Below are 16791 nucleotides of genomic sequence, written 5' to 3' on the forward strand. Positions count from 1 at the left end.
TCATTTCCCCTCTCCTACTGGAACTGCTACGTCCAGTTGAATGTGATCGTTCGGTAAGTCAATGTTATTCACACGCACTTCGATACCGTTCGCAAATGGAATGCGATTTAAATTAATAAAAATACGTTCTTCTTTCGGTTGTACTTCCATCCACTTCGGCAACGATTCCGTATCGCGAATCACTTTTAATACCGCTCGTGGCGAGACATTTAAGCGACCGACTTCCAACTTCGTTTGATTGAGCATTAAATTTCCTTCTTCTGTCGGGACAGGGTCAAAGTATAAACTAACCGGAATCAAACTAGTGAAAAACGGGACTTCTCCGCTTAAAATAATTTCATCTTCCACGCGTAAATCGACATCGACCGGTGTATCTTTCGGAATCGCGCGTTGCATATACGTATTCGCGATCGCTTCAAAATCTTCTCTAGTCGTTTGTACTTGTAATGTTCGTTTCTCTTCCATATTTAAAGGCGTCTCTTCAATGGGAGCACTCGCACTGACGGCAAATACTTTCCAATAAATGATGCCCCCGACTAGGATGAGTATGAATAATAAGACGAAAAAGGCAATTTTCCATTTATTCATCTTCTTTTACCTCCATCAACCATAAAAGCGGTTCTTCTCGACGTTCATTCCATTGCAATAATTGTTGAAACCAATTTTCTGCAATAAATGTGTACCCTTCTGCATTCGGATGAAAATAGTCCGTTGAATATACATCCGGGTTCGAACTGTATTGCACATCATCGATGCGAACGAAGAGGCGATGTTCTGGCTTTTCTGCCATCACTTCTTCCATATCTTCATTCCATTCTTCGATAATCGAAGCAAATTCTAGTTCCTCGGTCGTCACGAGGTTAACAGGATTGTAAATGCCTGTTAAAACGATTGTCGCTTTCGGATTTAATTGTTCTAACTCTTTTAAAATTTGGTGCAATCTCTTTTTAAATTTCGGCGCTTCTTCTTCGAAAGGCTGTTTCGTCAAGTCAAACAAATGTTGCTTCATGACCGCCATAATATCGTTGCCACCAATCGTGAAAGCGATGAGGTCTGCTTCTTTTAATTGCGTGCGAACCTCCTCGTTTTCTTTCAATTGTTTTAACAACTGCTTCGACGTGCGACCTCTTTTCGCAAAGTTGACGACATGCAATTGCTCGACATGTTCGACTTCAGACAAACGCTTCGTCACGCGACCGAAATAACCACCTAAATCTTCTTCATCACCGACTCCTTGCGTTAAAGAATCTCCGAGTCCGACGACTTGTGCATGCTCAATCGCTTCCGGTTCATACTTTTTATCAAGTATACCTTCTTCTTGACACCCCATCAAAATAAACGCCACACTTATGAATACGACGATTAATCGCTTCATCCCAATCACTCCGTATAATACATAAATCCAATCGCGCCTTCCCCTGTATGCGTACTAACAATCGGTGTCGTAATCGCTACAGATACTTCTACTCCTAGATTTAATGCGTCGATTTTCTCTTTTAAAGGATTCGTCATTTTGAGGCCGTTCGCATGTGGAATCGCGACTCCTTTTACGCGCTTCCCTTCAATGTCCTCTTCAAACATTTTGAATAGTTGAGAGGCGACTTGTTTGTAGCTGCGCGCTTTTCCGACAGGTGTGTACACGCCGTCCTCGAGTCGAGCGATCGGTTTAATATTGAGTAAAGAACCGAGCATCGCTTTTCCTTTTCCGATGCGGCCACCTTTTACCATGTTGTCTAATGTATCGACGACGACGAATAATGTCGTGTTGCGCTTTACTTCTTCTACTTTTGCGACGACTTCTTCCACGGTCTTTCCTGCTTTAGCAGCGAGTGCTGCTTCTTTCGCTTGGAAGCCGAGGGCGAATGAAATGTATTCGGAATCAATGACGGTCACATCTGTATCCGTCATGCTCGCTGCTTGTGCCGCCGCTTTTACCGTGCCGCTCATCCCACCCGTCATATGAATGGAAATGACCGAGTCGCCATCTTTTCCGAGCTCGTCATAAAGCTCTTTTAAAACACCAACTGCTGGTTGCGAGCTTTTCGGCAATTCTTCCGACGTTCGCATTAAATCTAAAAATTCATCTGGTTGTAAGTCGATGCGGTCGACATACGACTTGCCATCGATGAAAATATTTAACGGTACGACATGGATGCCGTACTCCTTTTGTTCTGCTTCTGTTAACTCCGCTGTTGAGTCAGTTACGATATGAATCATTTTCACTTTTCACGTCCTCATTTTTGCTGTTGTAATCGTTGTACTTCTTCTTTAATGATCCGCTCCGCATGTTCCGTCAATTGTTTACGACTCATCGCCATCACTTCTTCCGCTTCAATGTGTGACAAAATCGAAATTCGCACATGCGCAGGTTTAATCCAGTTTTTATTTTTTTCCATAATATCACTCGTGCCAGAAAGAGCAATCGGAATGATCGGCACATTCGCATCTTGCGCAACTTTCGCAAAGCCTGATTTGAACTCTTGCACGCCCGCTCCTTTGCTGCGCGTCCCTTCTGGGAAAATGATAATGGAATGCCCTTCTTGCAATTTTGTCGCAGCGTCTTTCAACACTTGCATCGCACTGCGGCGGTCCGTTCGGTCAAGAAAAATACAATTCATCTCTTCCATCCAATCTCGAATGACAGGAAGTTTTTTCACTTCTGCTTTCGAAATAAATCCGAACGGCTTCGGAATGTTCGCAATCAATGTCGGAATGTCAAAGTTTCCTTCATGATTGCTAATGAGCAATGCCGGGCCATCGATTAAGTGCTCGATTCCTTCTACTTGAAATGTACTTTTCGTACGTTTTAAAATACCGCTCGCCCAATGAATCGGCTCTTCATCGACGAAAGCATCTTTCTCTTGAATCGACGTCGATTCAGGCAATGCTTGTACTTGCTTTAATTTTTTTAACGAAAATGGCAAATACCCGAAAAGGTAGCCATACGTTCGCATCGATCGAATCACTGCGATTTCTTCCTTTCGTACGTATAAAATGTATATTCCACACCTTCATCATTTTGAAACGTTTCTGACTGTTCGATAATGTCGTAATCCGCTTCATCGTATGCAGGGAAACGGGCATCTCCTTCAAAAGATGCGTCAATTTTCGTCACGTATAAGCGGTCCGCTAAAGGTAACGCCTCTTTATAAATTTGAGCGCCACCGATAATCATAACCGTGTCACTTTCGCGTTGCGCTCGTGCAATACCTGCTTCGAGCGAATCGACGAGCACGACACCTTCTGGTACTTCGTAAGATGCGTTGCGGCTAATGACGATATTTAAGCGTCCTGGAAGCGCACGTCCAATCGATTCGAACGTTTTACGCCCCATGACGATTGGATGCCCGAGCGTCACGCGTTTAAAATGTTGTAAATCATTCGGCAAATGCCACGGCATGGCATTGTTTTTTCCAATGACGTAATCGTGAGCATGTGCAACGACTAATGCGATCATATTGACTCCTCCTATACTGCGATCGGTGCTTTAATGCTCGGATGTGGATCATAGCCGAGCAATTCAAAGTCCGCTGTTTGTAAATCAAAAATAGACGCTTTCTGTGCGATTCGTACCGTTGGCAATGCTCTCGGTTCACGCGCTAATTGTTCACGCACTTGGTCGTAATGGTTTGAATAAATGTGCGCGTCCCCTAACGTATGCACGAATTCTCCTAGTTCATAGCCCGTTTCGCGTGCGATGAGCATCATAAGAAGCGCATACGATGCGATATTAAACGGCACACCTAAGAAAATGTCCGCGCTGCGCTGATACAGTTGACACGACAATTTGCCGTCCGCCACGTAAAACTGGAACATGTTGTGACAAGGAGGCAATGCCATATCGTCCACTTCCGCTGGATTCCACGCCGTTACAATATGTCTGCGTGAATCAGGGTTATTTTTCAAACTATCAATGACGTTTGCAATTTGGTCGATTGACTCGCCGTTCGGACCGACCCAAGAACGCCATTGCTTGCCGTATACCGGGCCGAGATCTCCGTATTTTTCAGCGAATGCGGCATCTTCTAGCACGCGCGCACGAAACAGTTCTAATTGTTCTTCATATTGCGTGCGAAAGTCATCGTCTTTCAAAGCTCGGCGACCGAAATCTGTCATGTCCGGACCATCGTATTCCGCGCTATCCACCCACTTTTTAAACGCCCACTCATCCCAAATGCGGTTGTTTTCTTCAATGAGTGTGCGCACATTCGTATCACCTTTTAAAAACCAAAGCAATTCCGAAACGATGAGGCGAAAAGCGGTACGTTTCGTCGTCAACAAAGGAAAGCCTTCCTGTAAATCGAAGCGCATTTGGTACCCAAAAATACTTTTCGTTCCCGTACCTGTACGATCTCCTTTTTCGACCCCTTCGTCCATCACTTTATGTAAAAGTTGTAAATACTGCTGCATGTTGTGAAACCTCCTTCAAATCCATAAAAACTATTATAACAAACTATGGCCGGATGCGCTCTCTACAGCCTTTGTTAAAAAGGTTTCTTTTGCATTATATCACTATAACTTAAGTTCAGAATGGATGCGAATGAAAAAAAGCTATTCTCCATCGATTGATAGAAAATAGCTTACACTTTCGTCTTATGATAACCATTTAGGTGGGGTGTTTTTACTCCAGTAAATGTCACCGATCGTATGATGCTCATCAAAGTCATCCTCTTGTACGTGATAGTGGAAATTGTAGTAATACCCTTCTTGTGGACGTTTTTCAGTGCGCACGTGGAAATATAGCAATTCGTCTCCTGACTGCGCATCGTATACATTGAACATTTTTTCAGAATAGTTCCCGCTCGGATTTTCAGTTACCGCAAGTGTGCGATTGCCTTCATAAACTTGAGCGATCACTTTTTCAATTTCAGGGAAGATGACATCATCAAATTCATTTTGAATTTTCGGCCCGATTTTTGAGCCAAATTTCGTATAGGCGACGGTTTTCGCTTGCGCATATAAATCGTCAATGCTTGGCGCTTCATGCTCACTTTGCCATTCGACTTGATAGTTTTCTCCACTTACTTCCGCTGCGGAGTCGCTAAACGGCTCTGACTTTTCATCGACGTTCGCCCAAATTTCATGACTGGGTGAAATGACGCCTAATGTAAAAATGGCAACGGTTCCAATTAATAGTTGTCTCAACCAATGTTTCATCCGGTCCAACTCCTTTCCTTTCTATTATAGACGGACGATTTTGGATAAAGTTTCACGATGTTCACGATTTCTCCCTCATTTTCCTTTGGAACAGTAGCGAGCGACTGAAAATTCATGGTATACTGTGAAGCAGACAGATCGTCTCTTTAAAATGAATGTATGAAAGTAAAGGAGGGTTTCTTCATGAATATCGAATTATTCGTTGGTATCGCAATGCTCGTACTTACTCTTTATTTATCTTCACTCAATTTTACACATTAATCTTTCCTTTGCGCAACTAAAAAGGATTCCAGATTAAAAATAAGCTACTTCCGTTCCAAGGCGAACAGAGGTAGCTTATTTTTTATACGTACGTCATCCTAACCGAATGACACCGTAATGAAATTTACTCGTCTTGCGAACTTCACGCTCAAATCCAAATCGCTCAAATAACGGCGACGTGTAATGCCCTTTTAAAATGATTGATTTTTTCGCTACACGCTTCGCTTCCTCGACCCACTCTGCCGTCAACTCATCCCGTGACGCTTTCGTACGCAAATTTTCGAACGGTGTCGATTCTTCGATGACAGCGTCGAATAGCGGATCGAGATAAATGTGATCGACCGATGCGTCTCGTTGGTCTTGCAAGTACGTATACGCATCTGTGCAATGCGTCTGAATGCGGCGCATCGCCTCACAAAATGCTGGGTCCGCTTCATTGTAACGCGCAAGTCCTGTCGCTGTAATGTAATGAATGTCGAACTGTTTTTCGAGCGCGGTCACCGAGCCTTCCGAACCGACACCATACGACAAAATGATACTATCCGCTCCTCGTCCGAGCGTGCAATCGAGCACAGAGTCGCCCGGTTGAATCGAACCGATTTCAAGGAGCGGATCTCGATCACCTTTTAACAGTCGTTTATAGCGAATGAGCGCCATGTTCGGATGAAAGAAAAACGGCTCCACCGAACCTTCTGTAAACAGTTCATCCCGTTCTGCACCGAACACGAGAATGCGCGTCGCTTCGTGATACAGTTGCATAATGGAACGTTTCTTACGCGGTTCGTAGCGAATGTGATACTTTTCTGCAAAAGATTGGGCACGCATCTTTGTAGCTTCAGATGCGCGCCCTGATGTAGTGACAATCATTCAACAAATTGTGCGAGCACATCGGATAAATGTGTCTCGATTTGTTCCATTTCGTAATTTTCGATCTGCTCACGTGGAATGAAATACGCGAGTTTTCCGTCTTTTAAAAGAGCGATTGACGGGCTTGATGGTGGGACTTCTGTGAAGTATTCACGCATCGCTTCTGTCGCTTCGCGGTCTTGCCCTGCGAATACCGTCCATAAATGTGTCGGTTTCTTTTCCGCTTTATTCAATGCTTCACGCACTGCGGGACGTGCGAGACCTGCCGCACAACCACAAACTGAGTTGATGACGACGAGTGCTGTTCCTTCCATCCCGTCCATCACTTCATTTACTTCTTCTGCTGTCGTCAATTCACGGAACCCTTCATTGACGAGCTCTTGACGCATACCGCGCGTCATTTCCATCATATGTCGTTCATATGCGTTCATATCCATCGTTCCAAAACCCCTTTATTCTTCATTTTTTCGCTTTCAGTATAGCACGTTTAAGCGTCGAATTGCTCGGTCATTTGTTTCCAAATCGAACCGCGCGCTTCTTCTCCGCCTTCGATCCGTTGAATCGCTAATTTAATTTGCAATTTCACTTCGAATTCTGGATCTTCCTCTACTGCACGCAATGCAGGAAGTGCGCGTTCTGTACCCGTCTCATACAAGTACATCGCCGCGCGCCAACGAACGAGCTTATTTTTATCTCCGAGTGCGCGAATCGCAGCGTCTTCAAACGCTTGGAAACCGAGGTCACTCATACAGTCTCCCGCCGTACGACGCACCGCCCAACTTTTGTCATGCAACGCTTTTTCGACGAGTGGTACGACACGCTCATCTTCAATCATCCCTAAGTAAGCTGTTGCGAGTCGGCGAATCGACATTTTTTCATCGTCCAATGCCGCATGTAAAACAGGCAAGTCTTCTACATCAGGCTCTCCGATTTGATCAAGCAATTGGAAACGAACTTCCCACGCTTCATTTGAAAACTGTTCTAATGTGACGCGTTCTGTTTGACGCTGTTGCTCTTCTTCGCCACGTTGATCCGCTTCGATGATCGCTTCGAGACGCTCTTCTGGGTAAGCCGCTTCAATTTCAGCGATGATCGCTTCTCCAATTTCGTCTTTTTCTCCGTAACGGATGCCGTAATCTGCCCACTTTCGTAATAAAATGTAGTTTTCCGCTTCCGTACTATGCACGCTTTCCATCGCTTTGATGAAACGCTCGCCTAACGCGAAACGCTTCTCTTCCATCGTGTCGAACACTTTCACTTGAATCGGAATATCTTTATATGTTTGCACGTGGACGTACACTTCACCGAAATGTTCATCCTCGACCACTTCTGCTTCCGTTGATGACTGTTCGCCGCCTTCTAATACACCGCGAATCTCTTTTAAAATCGCTTCCCACGGAACGTTGGCGATTCGTTCGACGGCCATGAAATCTTCAATGCGGTAAATACCGCGCACACCGTGAAGGGCGAGCAATTCTTTATAAGGAGATGGTGCACTGTCATCTTTTCGATAATTGTAACGCTCCCCATCTCGTAATCGTTCATCCACGACGATTTTCATCGAGTTCGGACTCGGCGTTGGTTCAATCGTTATAATGTTCACGTATATCCTCTCCTACTGTTCATTTGCGAGCTGTTCTAAATACTCCCATCGCTCTAATAATACATCAAGCGCTTCATTTTTTTCATTTAATTGCTCGGTTAACTTCGCAATTTGTTCATAATCGCTTCCCGCTTCTTCCATTTGACCGTTTAACTGTTCGATTTCTTCTTCCAGCTGCATCAAGTCGTCCTCGATCGTTTCCCATTCGCGCTTTTCATTGTAGCTCATTTTTTTCTTGCGCTCTTTCGGACGTTCTTCTTGCTTCGTTTCTTTGACGACTTCCGCAACCTCTTCAGGCTCCGCTAAATATTCGCTGTACAAACCGTAATAACTGTCGACTTTCCCTTTGCCATCTAATGCCCAAAGTGTCGTACACGTTCGGTCCAAAAAGTAGCGGTCGTGGGAGATGACGATGACGACACCGCCAAATGTATCTAAAAAGGATTCGAGTACTGTTAACGTTTCGATATCGAGATCGTTCGTCGGCTCATCGAGTAATAAAACGTTCGGTTCTTCCATTAATAAGCGTAGTAAAAAGAGTCGCTTCTTTTCACCGCCGGATAATTTGCGAATCGGCGTACCGTGAACGTGGCTCGGGAATAAAAATCGTTCAAGCATTTGCGTCGCTGACAAACGTTCTCCTGAAGCTGTTTGAATCGAGTTCGACACTTCTCGAATGTAATTGATGACGCGCTCATCTGTATCCATATTCGGAATATGTTGATGGAAATGCGCCATTTTCACCGTTTGACCGATCGTGATCGTTCCTTGATTAGGCTGTTCTTCTCCCGCGATCATTTTAAGTAAAGTCGATTTTCCCGCTCCGTTCGGTCCGACAATCGCAATGCGATCTGTCCGTTTGACAAGCGCTGAAAAGTCTTCAATGAGTTGACGTTCGCCGAATGATTTCGCAATCGACTCAATTTCAATCACTTGTTTTCCGAGACGTGTCGAAGCGACCGCCATTTCAAGTTCAGTTTCCCGCGTTTTCGTCAACACATCATCTTTCAAAATATCGAAGCGTTGTAAGCGCGCTTTTTGTTTCGTAGATCGTGCCTTCGCACCACGCATGACCCATTTCAATTCATTGCGATAACGGTTTTGTTGTTTCGCAGCGGTCTGTTCAGCAAGCTGTTCTCGCTCTGATTTTTGTGTCACAAAATCCGCATAGTTCCCCTCGTATTCATACAATTTCCCTTGGTCGAGCTCGTAAATTTTCGTCGCCACTTCATCTAAAAAGTAACGGTCGTGTGTAATGAAGAGGACAGCCCGCTTCGTCTGTTGTAAATACGTTTGCAACCATTCAATCGAATCGATATCTAAATGGTTCGTCGGCTCATCAAGCAACAATAAATCACTTTCTTCAAGTAACACTTTCGCAAGCGCGACCCGTTTACGCTCTCCGCCCGAACAGTCGCGCACTCGTTTCGCAGGCTCTAACATATGAAGCTTCGATAAAATCGTCCTTGCTTGCGTATTCATATCCCAAGCTCCTTGCGCATCCATCTCTGCTTGAACGTCCGCAAAGCGCTGTTGAATTTTTTCATCTGTCGGATGTTCGCTCAATTGGCGCGTCACTTGTTCGTATTCATAGTTTAAACGCATGAGTGGCGTATCGCTTTGGAACAAAGTCTCAATGATCGTCAAATCTAAATCGAGACGGTCTTCTTGTGTTAATAGACGAATCGTATAATCGTTCGGATGTTTCTTTTCATACTCGTCCGCGATCACTTCATTCGCCAATACCGAAAGTAATGTCGTTTTACCTGTCCCGTTTTGACCGACGATTCCGATTTTCTCTCCCGAATGAATGGTAAATTGTATATTTTCAAATAATGTTTTTTCCCCGATTGTTTTTGTCAGTTGTAACACTTGAAACTGTTTCATCTTGCCACTTCCTTCACTCATTGTCCGTTCTATCGTACACGAAAAAAGCGCTTTTCGCCAAAAAACTTTCTCACTCCTTTCGTCACAACTTTGTAAATTGACGGACAATTTAGATAAGTTCGTTTCAATTCTTCGGTTTTCATGTTATTATTATGTAATCTTTACATATCCAATGGAGGTTTTATCAATGACGAACTCAGTAACCAACAAAGAAACAGAAGACGTAGCGAAGAAAACACCGCTACAATTAGAAGACGTACTCATCGCCAATCAGCTACTGAAAGATATCGTCAGCCATACACCGTTACAAAAAAACGAACGGCTTTCGGAACAGTATGATTGTAATATCTACATTAAACGTGAAGACTTACAACATGTGCGCTCTTTCAAATTGCGTGGCGCGTATTACAAAATTAAACGCATTGAAAATGATGCTCGCAAATATGGCGTCGTCTGCGCGAGTGCTGGCAACCACGCACAAGGAGTCGCCTACGCATGTGCGCACCTTGAAATCGAAGGTAAAATCTTCATGCCCCAAACGACACCGAAACAAAAAATCAACCAAGTGAAAATGTTCGGTCGCCAATTCGTTGAAATTATTCTCGTCGGCGATACGTTTGACGAATCATCGAAAGAAGCGATGGCGTACTCAGAAGAACACGGACAAATTTTCATCCATCCATTTGACGATCCTGACATTATTGCTGGACAAGGTACAGTAGCGGTCGAAGTGATGAACGATATCGACGAGCCGCTCGACTTTATTTTCGCAAGTGTCGGTGGTGGTGGATTAGTCGCTGGTTTATCAACATACATTAAAAACGTCTCTCCTCAAACAAAAATTATCGGCGTTGAGCCAGCAGGAGCGGCAAGCATGAAAGCAGCGCTCGCACACGGCGGACCGGTCAACTTACCACAAATCGATAAATTCGTCGACGGAGCTGCGGTTCAATGTGTGGGAACGATGACGCATCAAGTGATTGCGCAATCGGTCGATGATATTATCGTCGTTCCAGAAGGGAAAGTATGTACATCGATTTTAACAATGTATAACGAGCATGCGATCATCGCCGAACCAGCAGGAGCATTACCGATTGCCGCTCTCGATTTTTATAAAGATAAAATTAAAGGAAAATCTGTCGTCTGTGTTGTATCTGGTGGAAATAACGACATCGGCCGCATGCAAGAAATTAAAGAGAAGTCCCTCTTATATGAAGGCTTACTTTATTACTTCATCATCGACTTCCCACAACGTGCGGGAGCGTTACGCCAATTCCTCGACGAAGTGCTCGGTCCAGACGATGACATTACGACTTTCGAATATACGAAGAAAAACAATAAAGAAAACGGCCCTGGTCTCGTCGGCATCGAAATTAAACGTCGGGAAGACTACGAAAGTTTAATTCAACGGATGAAAGATAACGGCTTCCCTTATAAAGAAGTGAATAAAGATAGCTCACTATTCGGCCTACTCATTTAATACGAAAAAGCAAATCATCGCGTCTGATGATTTGCTTTTTATTTATTAAAAACTTTAATTTCCCTTATAAAAGTCACGGATCATAAGCATATTTTAATACTTTTCAACTAGTTTCATGTACACTATTAAAAAGGCTATGAAAGGAATCGATATCGTATGTTTACTGATGTTGATGTACAAGTCCGCTTTTCGCTTTATCCGATGGCGGACGATTATGCTGAAATTATTTTAAATCATTTAGAAGAAATTAAGCCGTTCAATGTAGATTTAGAAACGGATGATGTCAGTACATTAATGACCGGCAAAATCGACAGTGTATTCGGAGCGTTAGAAGCACTCACTGCAAGCGTAGCGCGTACAGGTGTTCATTTTGCGGTGTCTGGTATGTTTATGGTCAATTGTCCGACTTTTGAAAAAATTAAAACCGTTCCACAAAAAGTCGTCTTGCCGAAGTGCCGTCATTACGTATCGAGTCAATTTTACATTTTCCCACTCGGTGTCGATCGCTATATCGATACGGTGATGGATGAAGTGTTACATGCTCATCATGCAGGTCTTGTAAAGGCCGAGATGCATGGTAGCGCCGGAATTCACGGTGAGTTGTCAGACGTCCTACGCTATTATAAACAAGCTTTACTCCGCGCAAAATCACATACTTTTTTACAAGTGACGATGAGCGTCAACAATCCCGCTCACTTCAAAGAGCAGTGATCATTCACTGCTCTTTTTTCATGACGCGCACCATCATTTTCGTCACATATTGCTCCGTATTGCTCGAAATAATTTCATCGAGCATATATTGTTCATACACTGGCCCTACTACCGTATACTGCTCTTCTGTCATCCATTGCTTAATGCGCTCATACGCTTCTGTCACTGCGTTATACTCCCCAACATGATACGTACACGCATATAACCCCGCTTCTTTCGTAACTGAATTTGTCGTCTTTGGTTCTTCTACTCGAATGTAGAAATGTCCACCTGTTAAATAATCTCCTTCCTCGAACTGCGCTTTCGAAAAAAATCGACTCATCGGATATCCTGCATCTCGCTCATTGTGAACGAAATATTGTGCGAACTGTTGAATTTGTTCGGATATTTCTTTTTCTGAAGTAGCGGTGATCGGTTCGCTAATAATTAAACATTCTTCTTCCATCTCTTCTAAAAAAACTTCCTCCACTACTTGCCCAGCTTCTTGAATGAGTGAACGTTTCGTGTGAATAATGCGCTGCAACTCACGCAATTCTTCCATTTTTCGAAAGACGACTTGTTCTTTTTCTTCCAGTAGACGAACCGCTTCGTCTAACTCTTTCTCATTCAAAAATTGTTTAATTTCTTTTAAAGGTGTATCGAGTCGCTTCAATAGATCGATGACCGCAAAACGTTCTAATTGGTGAACCGAATAGTACCGATAGCGATTTCTTTCGATAAAATCGGGCTGTAACAAACCGATTTTGTCATAGTAAATGATCGTCTGCTTCGATACACCACACGCTTTCGCAAATTCCCCTGTCGTAAAAAACTGCCCTGTATCCTTCATTTACATCTCTCCTACATCATTTGCTTGACTATATAGTAACTATATCGTTTAACATGAAGAAAGTTCAATGAACAATTCGATTCAGTTTGAGGGTGATCAACATGACAACAACGACGATGAAGCTTCGTACGACAAAGCCGTCGCGACTCTTTTTATCTTATTTAATTCCGTCATTACTCGGCATGATGTTAATGGCGATTAATATTTTAATTGACGGACTTTTCGTCAGTCACGGAGTTGGTGAACGCGCACTAGCCGGAGTGAACGTCGCCGTTCCTGTCTATTCGATTTTATTATCGATTTCTTTATGGATTGGCATGGGGGGAGCGACGATGTTCTCTATCGCAATGGGCCGAGGTGAACAGGAGCGTGCACATTCCATTTTCAGCCAAGCGATGACGACCGCTGTGCTCCTCACGAGTGCGATCATCGTTTTCAGCTTAATTTTCGAAAAACAAATGGCGTACTTTTTCGGGGCAACAGATGAAATTTATCCATTCGTTCGCGACTACTTACACGTCATTTTAGTGGCGGGACTCATTTATATTTTGGAAAATATTTTAAGCATTTTCATTCGAAATGACGGCAATCCAGTACTTGCTACTGCAGGTCTCGTCGTCAATTCGATTTTGAATATTATTTTAAACTATATTTTCATTTTCCAATTCGGTTGGGGAGTGAAAGGTGCAGCGTGGGCGACTGTCATTGCGACGATTATCGGCACACTCGTCTTGCTACTCCACTTCCGCAAATCGAACAATCATTTAAAGTTCGTCACATGGCGACTCGAATGGCAGACAGTGAAATCGATGCTCTTGATCGGCTTACCGAGCTTTATCGTCGAAGGTAGTGCAGCGATTATGATTGTCGCAACGAATATGTCGTTCAAACATTTTACAGGAGAAGTCGGCATTACGGCGTTTGCCGTCGTCAACTACGTCCATGCGATATTCATTATGATTTTCATCGGAGTAGGTGCAGCACTGCAACCGATTACGAGCTACCACCACGGGGCGAAATTATTCGACCGACTCCAAACATTCGTTAAAATTGCTGTTTTAACAGGATTCGGTATCGGGCTATTTTCTTTCCTCGTCGGCTCACTAGCGAGTAATCTATTTATCGACTTATTCGCCATTCAAAGTGAAGAAATCGCCGCATTTACTCGAAAAGGCATTGTACTCTTTTTCATCGGGTATTTGTTTTTAGGTGTGAATATGGTGTATGCCGAATTTTATCAATCGATTGAACAAATCCGCTTCGCTACTTTCATCATCATGAGTCGAAGCCTCGTCTTTTTACTGCCTGGACTGTGGATTTTACCGACTCTATTCGGGCCCGATGCTATTTGGCTCGCCTTCCCTGTCGCAGAAGGGATCACATTGCTTCTCTTACTTCTTTTCAAAACGTATCGCAAGCGTAAAGGCAAAGCGCTCCCTATTTCCGAAGCGTAGAAGACATCATCTTCTGCGCTTTTTTTAAGTCTTTCTTATCCTTTTGGTAGCGATTAGGATAATATGAAGAGAGTAACTATTTTAAAGAGGTGATTTCATGAACGATTTAAAATTAAAACCTGAACAATTAAAACATACCGTTTCGCCTGAACAGCTCCCTTTCGAAACGACTGAAGAAGTGGAAACACTCCAAACGATCATCGGACAAAAACGCGGTGTCGATGTGATGAAATTTGGCTTACATGCGAACCGTGACGGCTATAACATTTACATTGCAGGACTTCCTGGCACAGGCAAAACGACATTCGCTCGCGCTATGGTGGAGGATTTCGCACAGCGGGAAGCGACTTTATTCGATTGGTGTTACGTGTACAATTTCAAAGATCAGTACAAACCGAAATTGTTACAACTTCCGGTCGGACTCGGACTGAAATTGTCAGAAAGTATGGAACAATTAATTAAAAACTTAAAGACAGACATCCCCCGCGCATTTAATGAAGAAAGTTATTTAACGGAGAAAAAAGAACTGACGGAACAATTTCATTATGCGAGTACAGCAATCGCTGAAAAAATGAATGAAATGGCGCAAGAAGAAGGATTTATCATTCAACCGACAGCAGCGGGCATCGTCACCATTCCGATCATCGACGGCGAACCGTTGACGGAAGAAGGCTTGGAATTGCTAGACGACGAAACAATTGAAGAGATGGAAAAAAACAGTGCGAGACTTCAACAAAAACTATCCATTTACATGAACGAAATTCGCGCACTCGATGACAAGTTAAACGAACAACTCGACGCACTTGACCGCCAAGTCGCCTTACATGCCGCAGGACACCATCTCGAAAAATTAAATGAACAATTCGAACAATGTCCGAGCATTTTGCAATACGTACAAGAAGTGAAAGAAGATATTTTAAAAAATATCGACCACTTTTTACAAAGCGACGAAGAAACACAAGAAGAAATGGCAAAAGCATTAAGCGAGTCGGGCACATTGTTTAGAAAATACGAAGTGAACGTCCTCGTCCATCACGAAGAAACGAACGGAGCACCCGTCATCATCGCGGACAACCCGACGTATTACAATTTGATCGGGAAAGTCGAATATGAAAGCCGCATGGGGGTCATGAGCACGAACTTCACTAAAATAAAACCAGGATTTTTGCATGAGGCGAACGGTGGCTATTTAATTATTCAAGCGCGCGACTTATTGACGAAAAGTTACGCATGGGAAGGATTGAAACGCGCCCTTCTCCATAAAGAATTGAAAATAGAAAATATCGCGGAACATGCGAGTTTAGTCGCAACGACATCACTCCAACCCGAAGCGCTCCCTCTCGATGTGAAAGTCATTTTAATCGGCAATGTCGACACGTACCAAATGCTTTACCATTATGATGAAGATTTCCGAAAGCTGTTTAAAATAAAAGTCGATTTCGACGTGGAGATGGACGCTTCTGAACAAAATATAATGAGCCTCGTCCGTTTCATTCATACGCATGCGACAGAGCACAACTTGCTTCCTTTTCACCGAGATGCCGTCGCACGCATTATCGAATATAGTATGCGACTCGCTGACGAACAGACGAAATTGTCGACGCGCTTTAACGAACTCGTCGAATTGCTTTACGAAGCGGATACGTGGGCGAGACTGGAAGAAGCAACGACCATTCACGCGTCTCACATTCAAAAAACGATCGACGAAAAACAATACCGCAACAATTTATACGAAGAAAAAGTACAACAAAATATTATTGACGATACGATTTTAATCGAAACGTCTGGCGCAAGCGTCGGGCAAGTGAATGGACTCGCCGTTCTCAACCTCGGACAATACCAATTCGGAAAACCGACTCGCATTACTGCGACGACGTTCGTCGGCGAAAGTGGCATCGTCAATATCGAGCGAGAAAGTGAATTATCGGGAAGCTTCCACAATAAAGGGGTATACATTTTAAGCGGATATATCGGACAAATATTCGCGCAACAATTCCCGCTCTCCTTAACCGCTCATCTCGCATTCGAACAATCGTACAGCGGTGTCGATGGAGACAGTGCATCGAGCACCGAATTGTACGCCCTCCTTTCGAGCTTAGCGAATGTGCCGATTAAACAAGGACTCGCTGTAACAGGTTCCGTCAACCAAAAAGGAGAAGTGCAACCGATCGGAGGCGTCAACGAAAAAATTGAAGGTTTCTTCGCCATTTGTGAAAAACAAGGACTGACCGGAGAACAAGGCGTACTCATTCCGAAAGCGAACGTGCGACAACTTATGTTAAATGACCGAGTGATCGAGGCGGTGTCCGCTGGAAAGTTCCATATTTATGCGATTGAAACGATTGCACAAGGCATCGAAATATTAACAGGAGTTCCCGCTGGTCTAAATGAAGACAGTTCTTTTGAACCTAATTCCATTTATGATCTCGCGCACAAAAATTTGAAAAAATTCGCATCATTCGCTAGAAAAAACTTTTAACGTCTTTCCGAAAGAAGTCTCCCATCCTCAAGGAATGTGAAGGTGCGAATAGCACCAATGAGT

The 16791-nt window shown here is 43.6% G+C and carries 16 protein-coding genes; 4 read left to right on the plus strand and 12 right to left on the minus strand.

Going from position 1 to position 16791, the window contains the following annotated elements:
- The 11 genes from ACFQ0V_RS03550 to ACFQ0V_RS03600 all read right to left on the minus strand — a co-directional run bounded on the left by ACFQ0V_RS03550 (position 1) and on the right by ACFQ0V_RS03600 (position 9775).
- A complete protein-coding gene (locus ACFQ0V_RS03550; protein ID WP_381009754.1) occupies positions 1-588 on the minus strand; it encodes a YpmS family protein in 588 nt (195 codons plus the stop codon).
- Complete coding sequence (locus ACFQ0V_RS03555) at positions 581-1375, minus strand: GDSL-type esterase/lipase family protein (RefSeq protein WP_381009757.1); 795 nt, start codon at positions 1373-1375, stop codon at positions 581-583. The genes ACFQ0V_RS03550 and ACFQ0V_RS03555 overlap by 8 nt, the downstream gene beginning before the upstream one ends.
- 5 nt (positions 1376-1380) lie before the next feature.
- Positions 1381-2223 carry a DegV family protein gene (locus tag ACFQ0V_RS03560; protein ID WP_381009760.1) on the minus strand — a complete coding sequence of 281 codons (843 nt, stop codon included), beginning with the start codon at positions 2221-2223 and terminating at the stop codon, positions 1381-1383.
- An 11-nt stretch (positions 2224-2234) separates the two neighbouring features.
- Positions 2235-2966, minus strand: a complete 732-nt coding sequence (locus ACFQ0V_RS03565; RefSeq protein ID WP_381009763.1) for a lysophospholipid acyltransferase family protein — start codon at positions 2964-2966, stop codon at positions 2235-2237.
- The gene (locus ACFQ0V_RS03570; RefSeq protein WP_381009766.1) at positions 2963-3457 is read right to left on the minus strand and encodes a dihydrofolate reductase; all 495 of its coding nucleotides are present in this window, start codon (positions 3455-3457) and stop codon (positions 2963-2965) included. Before ACFQ0V_RS03570 ends, ACFQ0V_RS03565 begins: the two co-directional genes overlap by 4 nt.
- A gap of 11 nt (positions 3458-3468) precedes the next feature.
- Positions 3469-4410, minus strand: coding sequence for a thymidylate synthase (locus tag ACFQ0V_RS03575; RefSeq protein WP_381009768.1), 942 nt, complete (start codon positions 4408-4410; stop codon positions 3469-3471).
- Between the two features lie 183 nt (positions 4411-4593).
- Positions 4594-5157 carry a YpjP family protein gene (locus tag ACFQ0V_RS03580; RefSeq protein ID WP_381009771.1) on the minus strand — a complete coding sequence of 188 codons (564 nt, stop codon included), beginning with the start codon at positions 5155-5157 and terminating at the stop codon, positions 4594-4596.
- Positions 5158-5511: 354 nt separating this feature from the next.
- On the minus strand, positions 5512-6243 hold the full coding sequence (locus ACFQ0V_RS03585) for a class I SAM-dependent methyltransferase (RefSeq protein WP_381009774.1): 732 nt from the start codon (positions 6241-6243) through the stop codon (positions 5512-5514).
- A 38-nt stretch (positions 6244-6281) separates the two neighbouring features.
- On the minus strand, positions 6282-6716 hold the full coding sequence (locus ACFQ0V_RS03590) for a BrxA/BrxB family bacilliredoxin (RefSeq protein WP_381009804.1): 435 nt from the start codon (positions 6714-6716) through the stop codon (positions 6282-6284).
- Between the two features lie 56 nt (positions 6717-6772).
- The gene (locus ACFQ0V_RS03595; RefSeq protein WP_381009777.1) at positions 6773-7888 is read right to left on the minus strand and encodes a virulence factor; all 1116 of its coding nucleotides are present in this window, start codon (positions 7886-7888) and stop codon (positions 6773-6775) included.
- A 12-nt stretch (positions 7889-7900) separates the two neighbouring features.
- The gene (locus ACFQ0V_RS03600) at positions 7901-9775 is read right to left on the minus strand and encodes an ABC-F family ATP-binding cassette domain-containing protein (protein ID WP_381009779.1); all 1875 of its coding nucleotides are present in this window, start codon (positions 9773-9775) and stop codon (positions 7901-7903) included.
- 187 nt (positions 9776-9962) lie between these two features.
- Between ACFQ0V_RS03600 and ilvA the strand changes: the two genes are divergently transcribed.
- Together ilvA and ACFQ0V_RS03610 are read left to right on the plus strand one after the other, a co-directional pair.
- Complete coding sequence (ilvA, locus tag ACFQ0V_RS03605; protein WP_381009782.1) at positions 9963-11255, plus strand: threonine ammonia-lyase IlvA; 1293 nt, start codon at positions 9963-9965, stop codon at positions 11253-11255.
- A gap of 156 nt (positions 11256-11411) precedes the next feature.
- Positions 11412-11966 (plus strand): YkoF family thiamine/hydroxymethylpyrimidine-binding protein, encoded by a 555-nt coding sequence (locus ACFQ0V_RS03610; protein ID WP_381009785.1) that lies wholly within the window; start codon positions 11412-11414, stop codon positions 11964-11966.
- Positions 11967-11970: 4 nt separating this feature from the next.
- Here the strand turns inward: ACFQ0V_RS03610 and ACFQ0V_RS03615 are convergent, their stop codons facing one another.
- Positions 11971-12795 carry a MerR family transcriptional regulator gene (locus ACFQ0V_RS03615; protein ID WP_381009788.1) on the minus strand — a complete coding sequence of 275 codons (825 nt, stop codon included), beginning with the start codon at positions 12793-12795 and terminating at the stop codon, positions 11971-11973.
- Between the two features lie 101 nt (positions 12796-12896).
- Here ACFQ0V_RS03615 and ACFQ0V_RS03620 point away from each other — a divergent pair, with 101 nt between their 5' ends.
- Both ACFQ0V_RS03620 and ACFQ0V_RS03625 read left to right on the plus strand, forming a co-directional pair.
- A complete protein-coding gene (locus tag ACFQ0V_RS03620; protein WP_381009790.1) occupies positions 12897-14249 on the plus strand; it encodes an MATE family efflux transporter in 1353 nt (450 codons plus the stop codon).
- A gap of 97 nt (positions 14250-14346) precedes the next feature.
- A complete protein-coding gene (locus ACFQ0V_RS03625; protein ID WP_381009793.1) occupies positions 14347-16728 on the plus strand; it encodes a Lon protease family protein in 2382 nt (793 codons plus the stop codon).
- The last annotated feature ends 63 nt before the right edge of the window (positions 16729-16791 follow it).

It is taken from the genome of Savagea faecisuis, from assembly GCF_042675605.1.
GTDB classification, from domain to species: Bacteria; Bacillota; Bacilli; order Bacillales_A; family Planococcaceae; genus Savagea; species Savagea faecisuis.

Coding starts and splice junctions, on each gene's coding strand:
- ACFQ0V_RS03585 (WP_381009774.1), bottom strand. CDS start 6,243: ATGCGTGCCCAATCTTTTGCAGAAAAGTATCACATTCGCTACGAACCG.
- ACFQ0V_RS03620 (WP_381009790.1), top strand. CDS start 12,897: ATGACAACAACGACGATGAAGCTTCGTACGACAAAGCCGTCGCGACTC.
- ACFQ0V_RS03555 (WP_381009757.1), bottom strand. CDS start 1,375: ATGAAGCGATTAATCGTCGTATTCATAAGTGTGGCGTTTATTTTGATG.
- ACFQ0V_RS03610 (WP_381009785.1), top strand. CDS start 11,412: ATGTTTACTGATGTTGATGTACAAGTCCGCTTTTCGCTTTATCCGATG.
- ACFQ0V_RS03580 (WP_381009771.1), bottom strand. CDS start 5,157: ATGAAACATTGGTTGAGACAACTATTAATTGGAACCGTTGCCATTTTT.
- ACFQ0V_RS03615 (WP_381009788.1), bottom strand. CDS start 12,795: ATGAAGGATACAGGGCAGTTTTTTACGACAGGGGAATTTGCGAAAGCG.
- ACFQ0V_RS03590 (WP_381009804.1), bottom strand. CDS start 6,716: ATGAACGCATATGAACGACATATGATGGAAATGACGCGCGGTATGCGT.
- ACFQ0V_RS03575 (WP_381009768.1), bottom strand. CDS start 4,410: ATGCAGCAGTATTTACAACTTTTACATAAAGTGATGGACGAAGGGGTC.
- ilvA (WP_381009782.1), top strand. CDS start 9,963: ATGACGAACTCAGTAACCAACAAAGAAACAGAAGACGTAGCGAAGAAA.
- ACFQ0V_RS03600 (WP_381009779.1), bottom strand. CDS start 9,775: ATGAAACAGTTTCAAGTGTTACAACTGACAAAAACAATCGGGGAAAAA.
- ACFQ0V_RS03625 (WP_381009793.1), top strand. CDS start 14,347: ATGAACGATTTAAAATTAAAACCTGAACAATTAAAACATACCGTTTCG.
- ACFQ0V_RS03550 (WP_381009754.1), bottom strand. CDS start 588: ATGAATAAATGGAAAATTGCCTTTTTCGTCTTATTATTCATACTCATC.
- ACFQ0V_RS03570 (WP_381009766.1), bottom strand. CDS start 3,457: ATGATCGCATTAGTCGTTGCACATGCTCACGATTACGTCATTGGAAAA.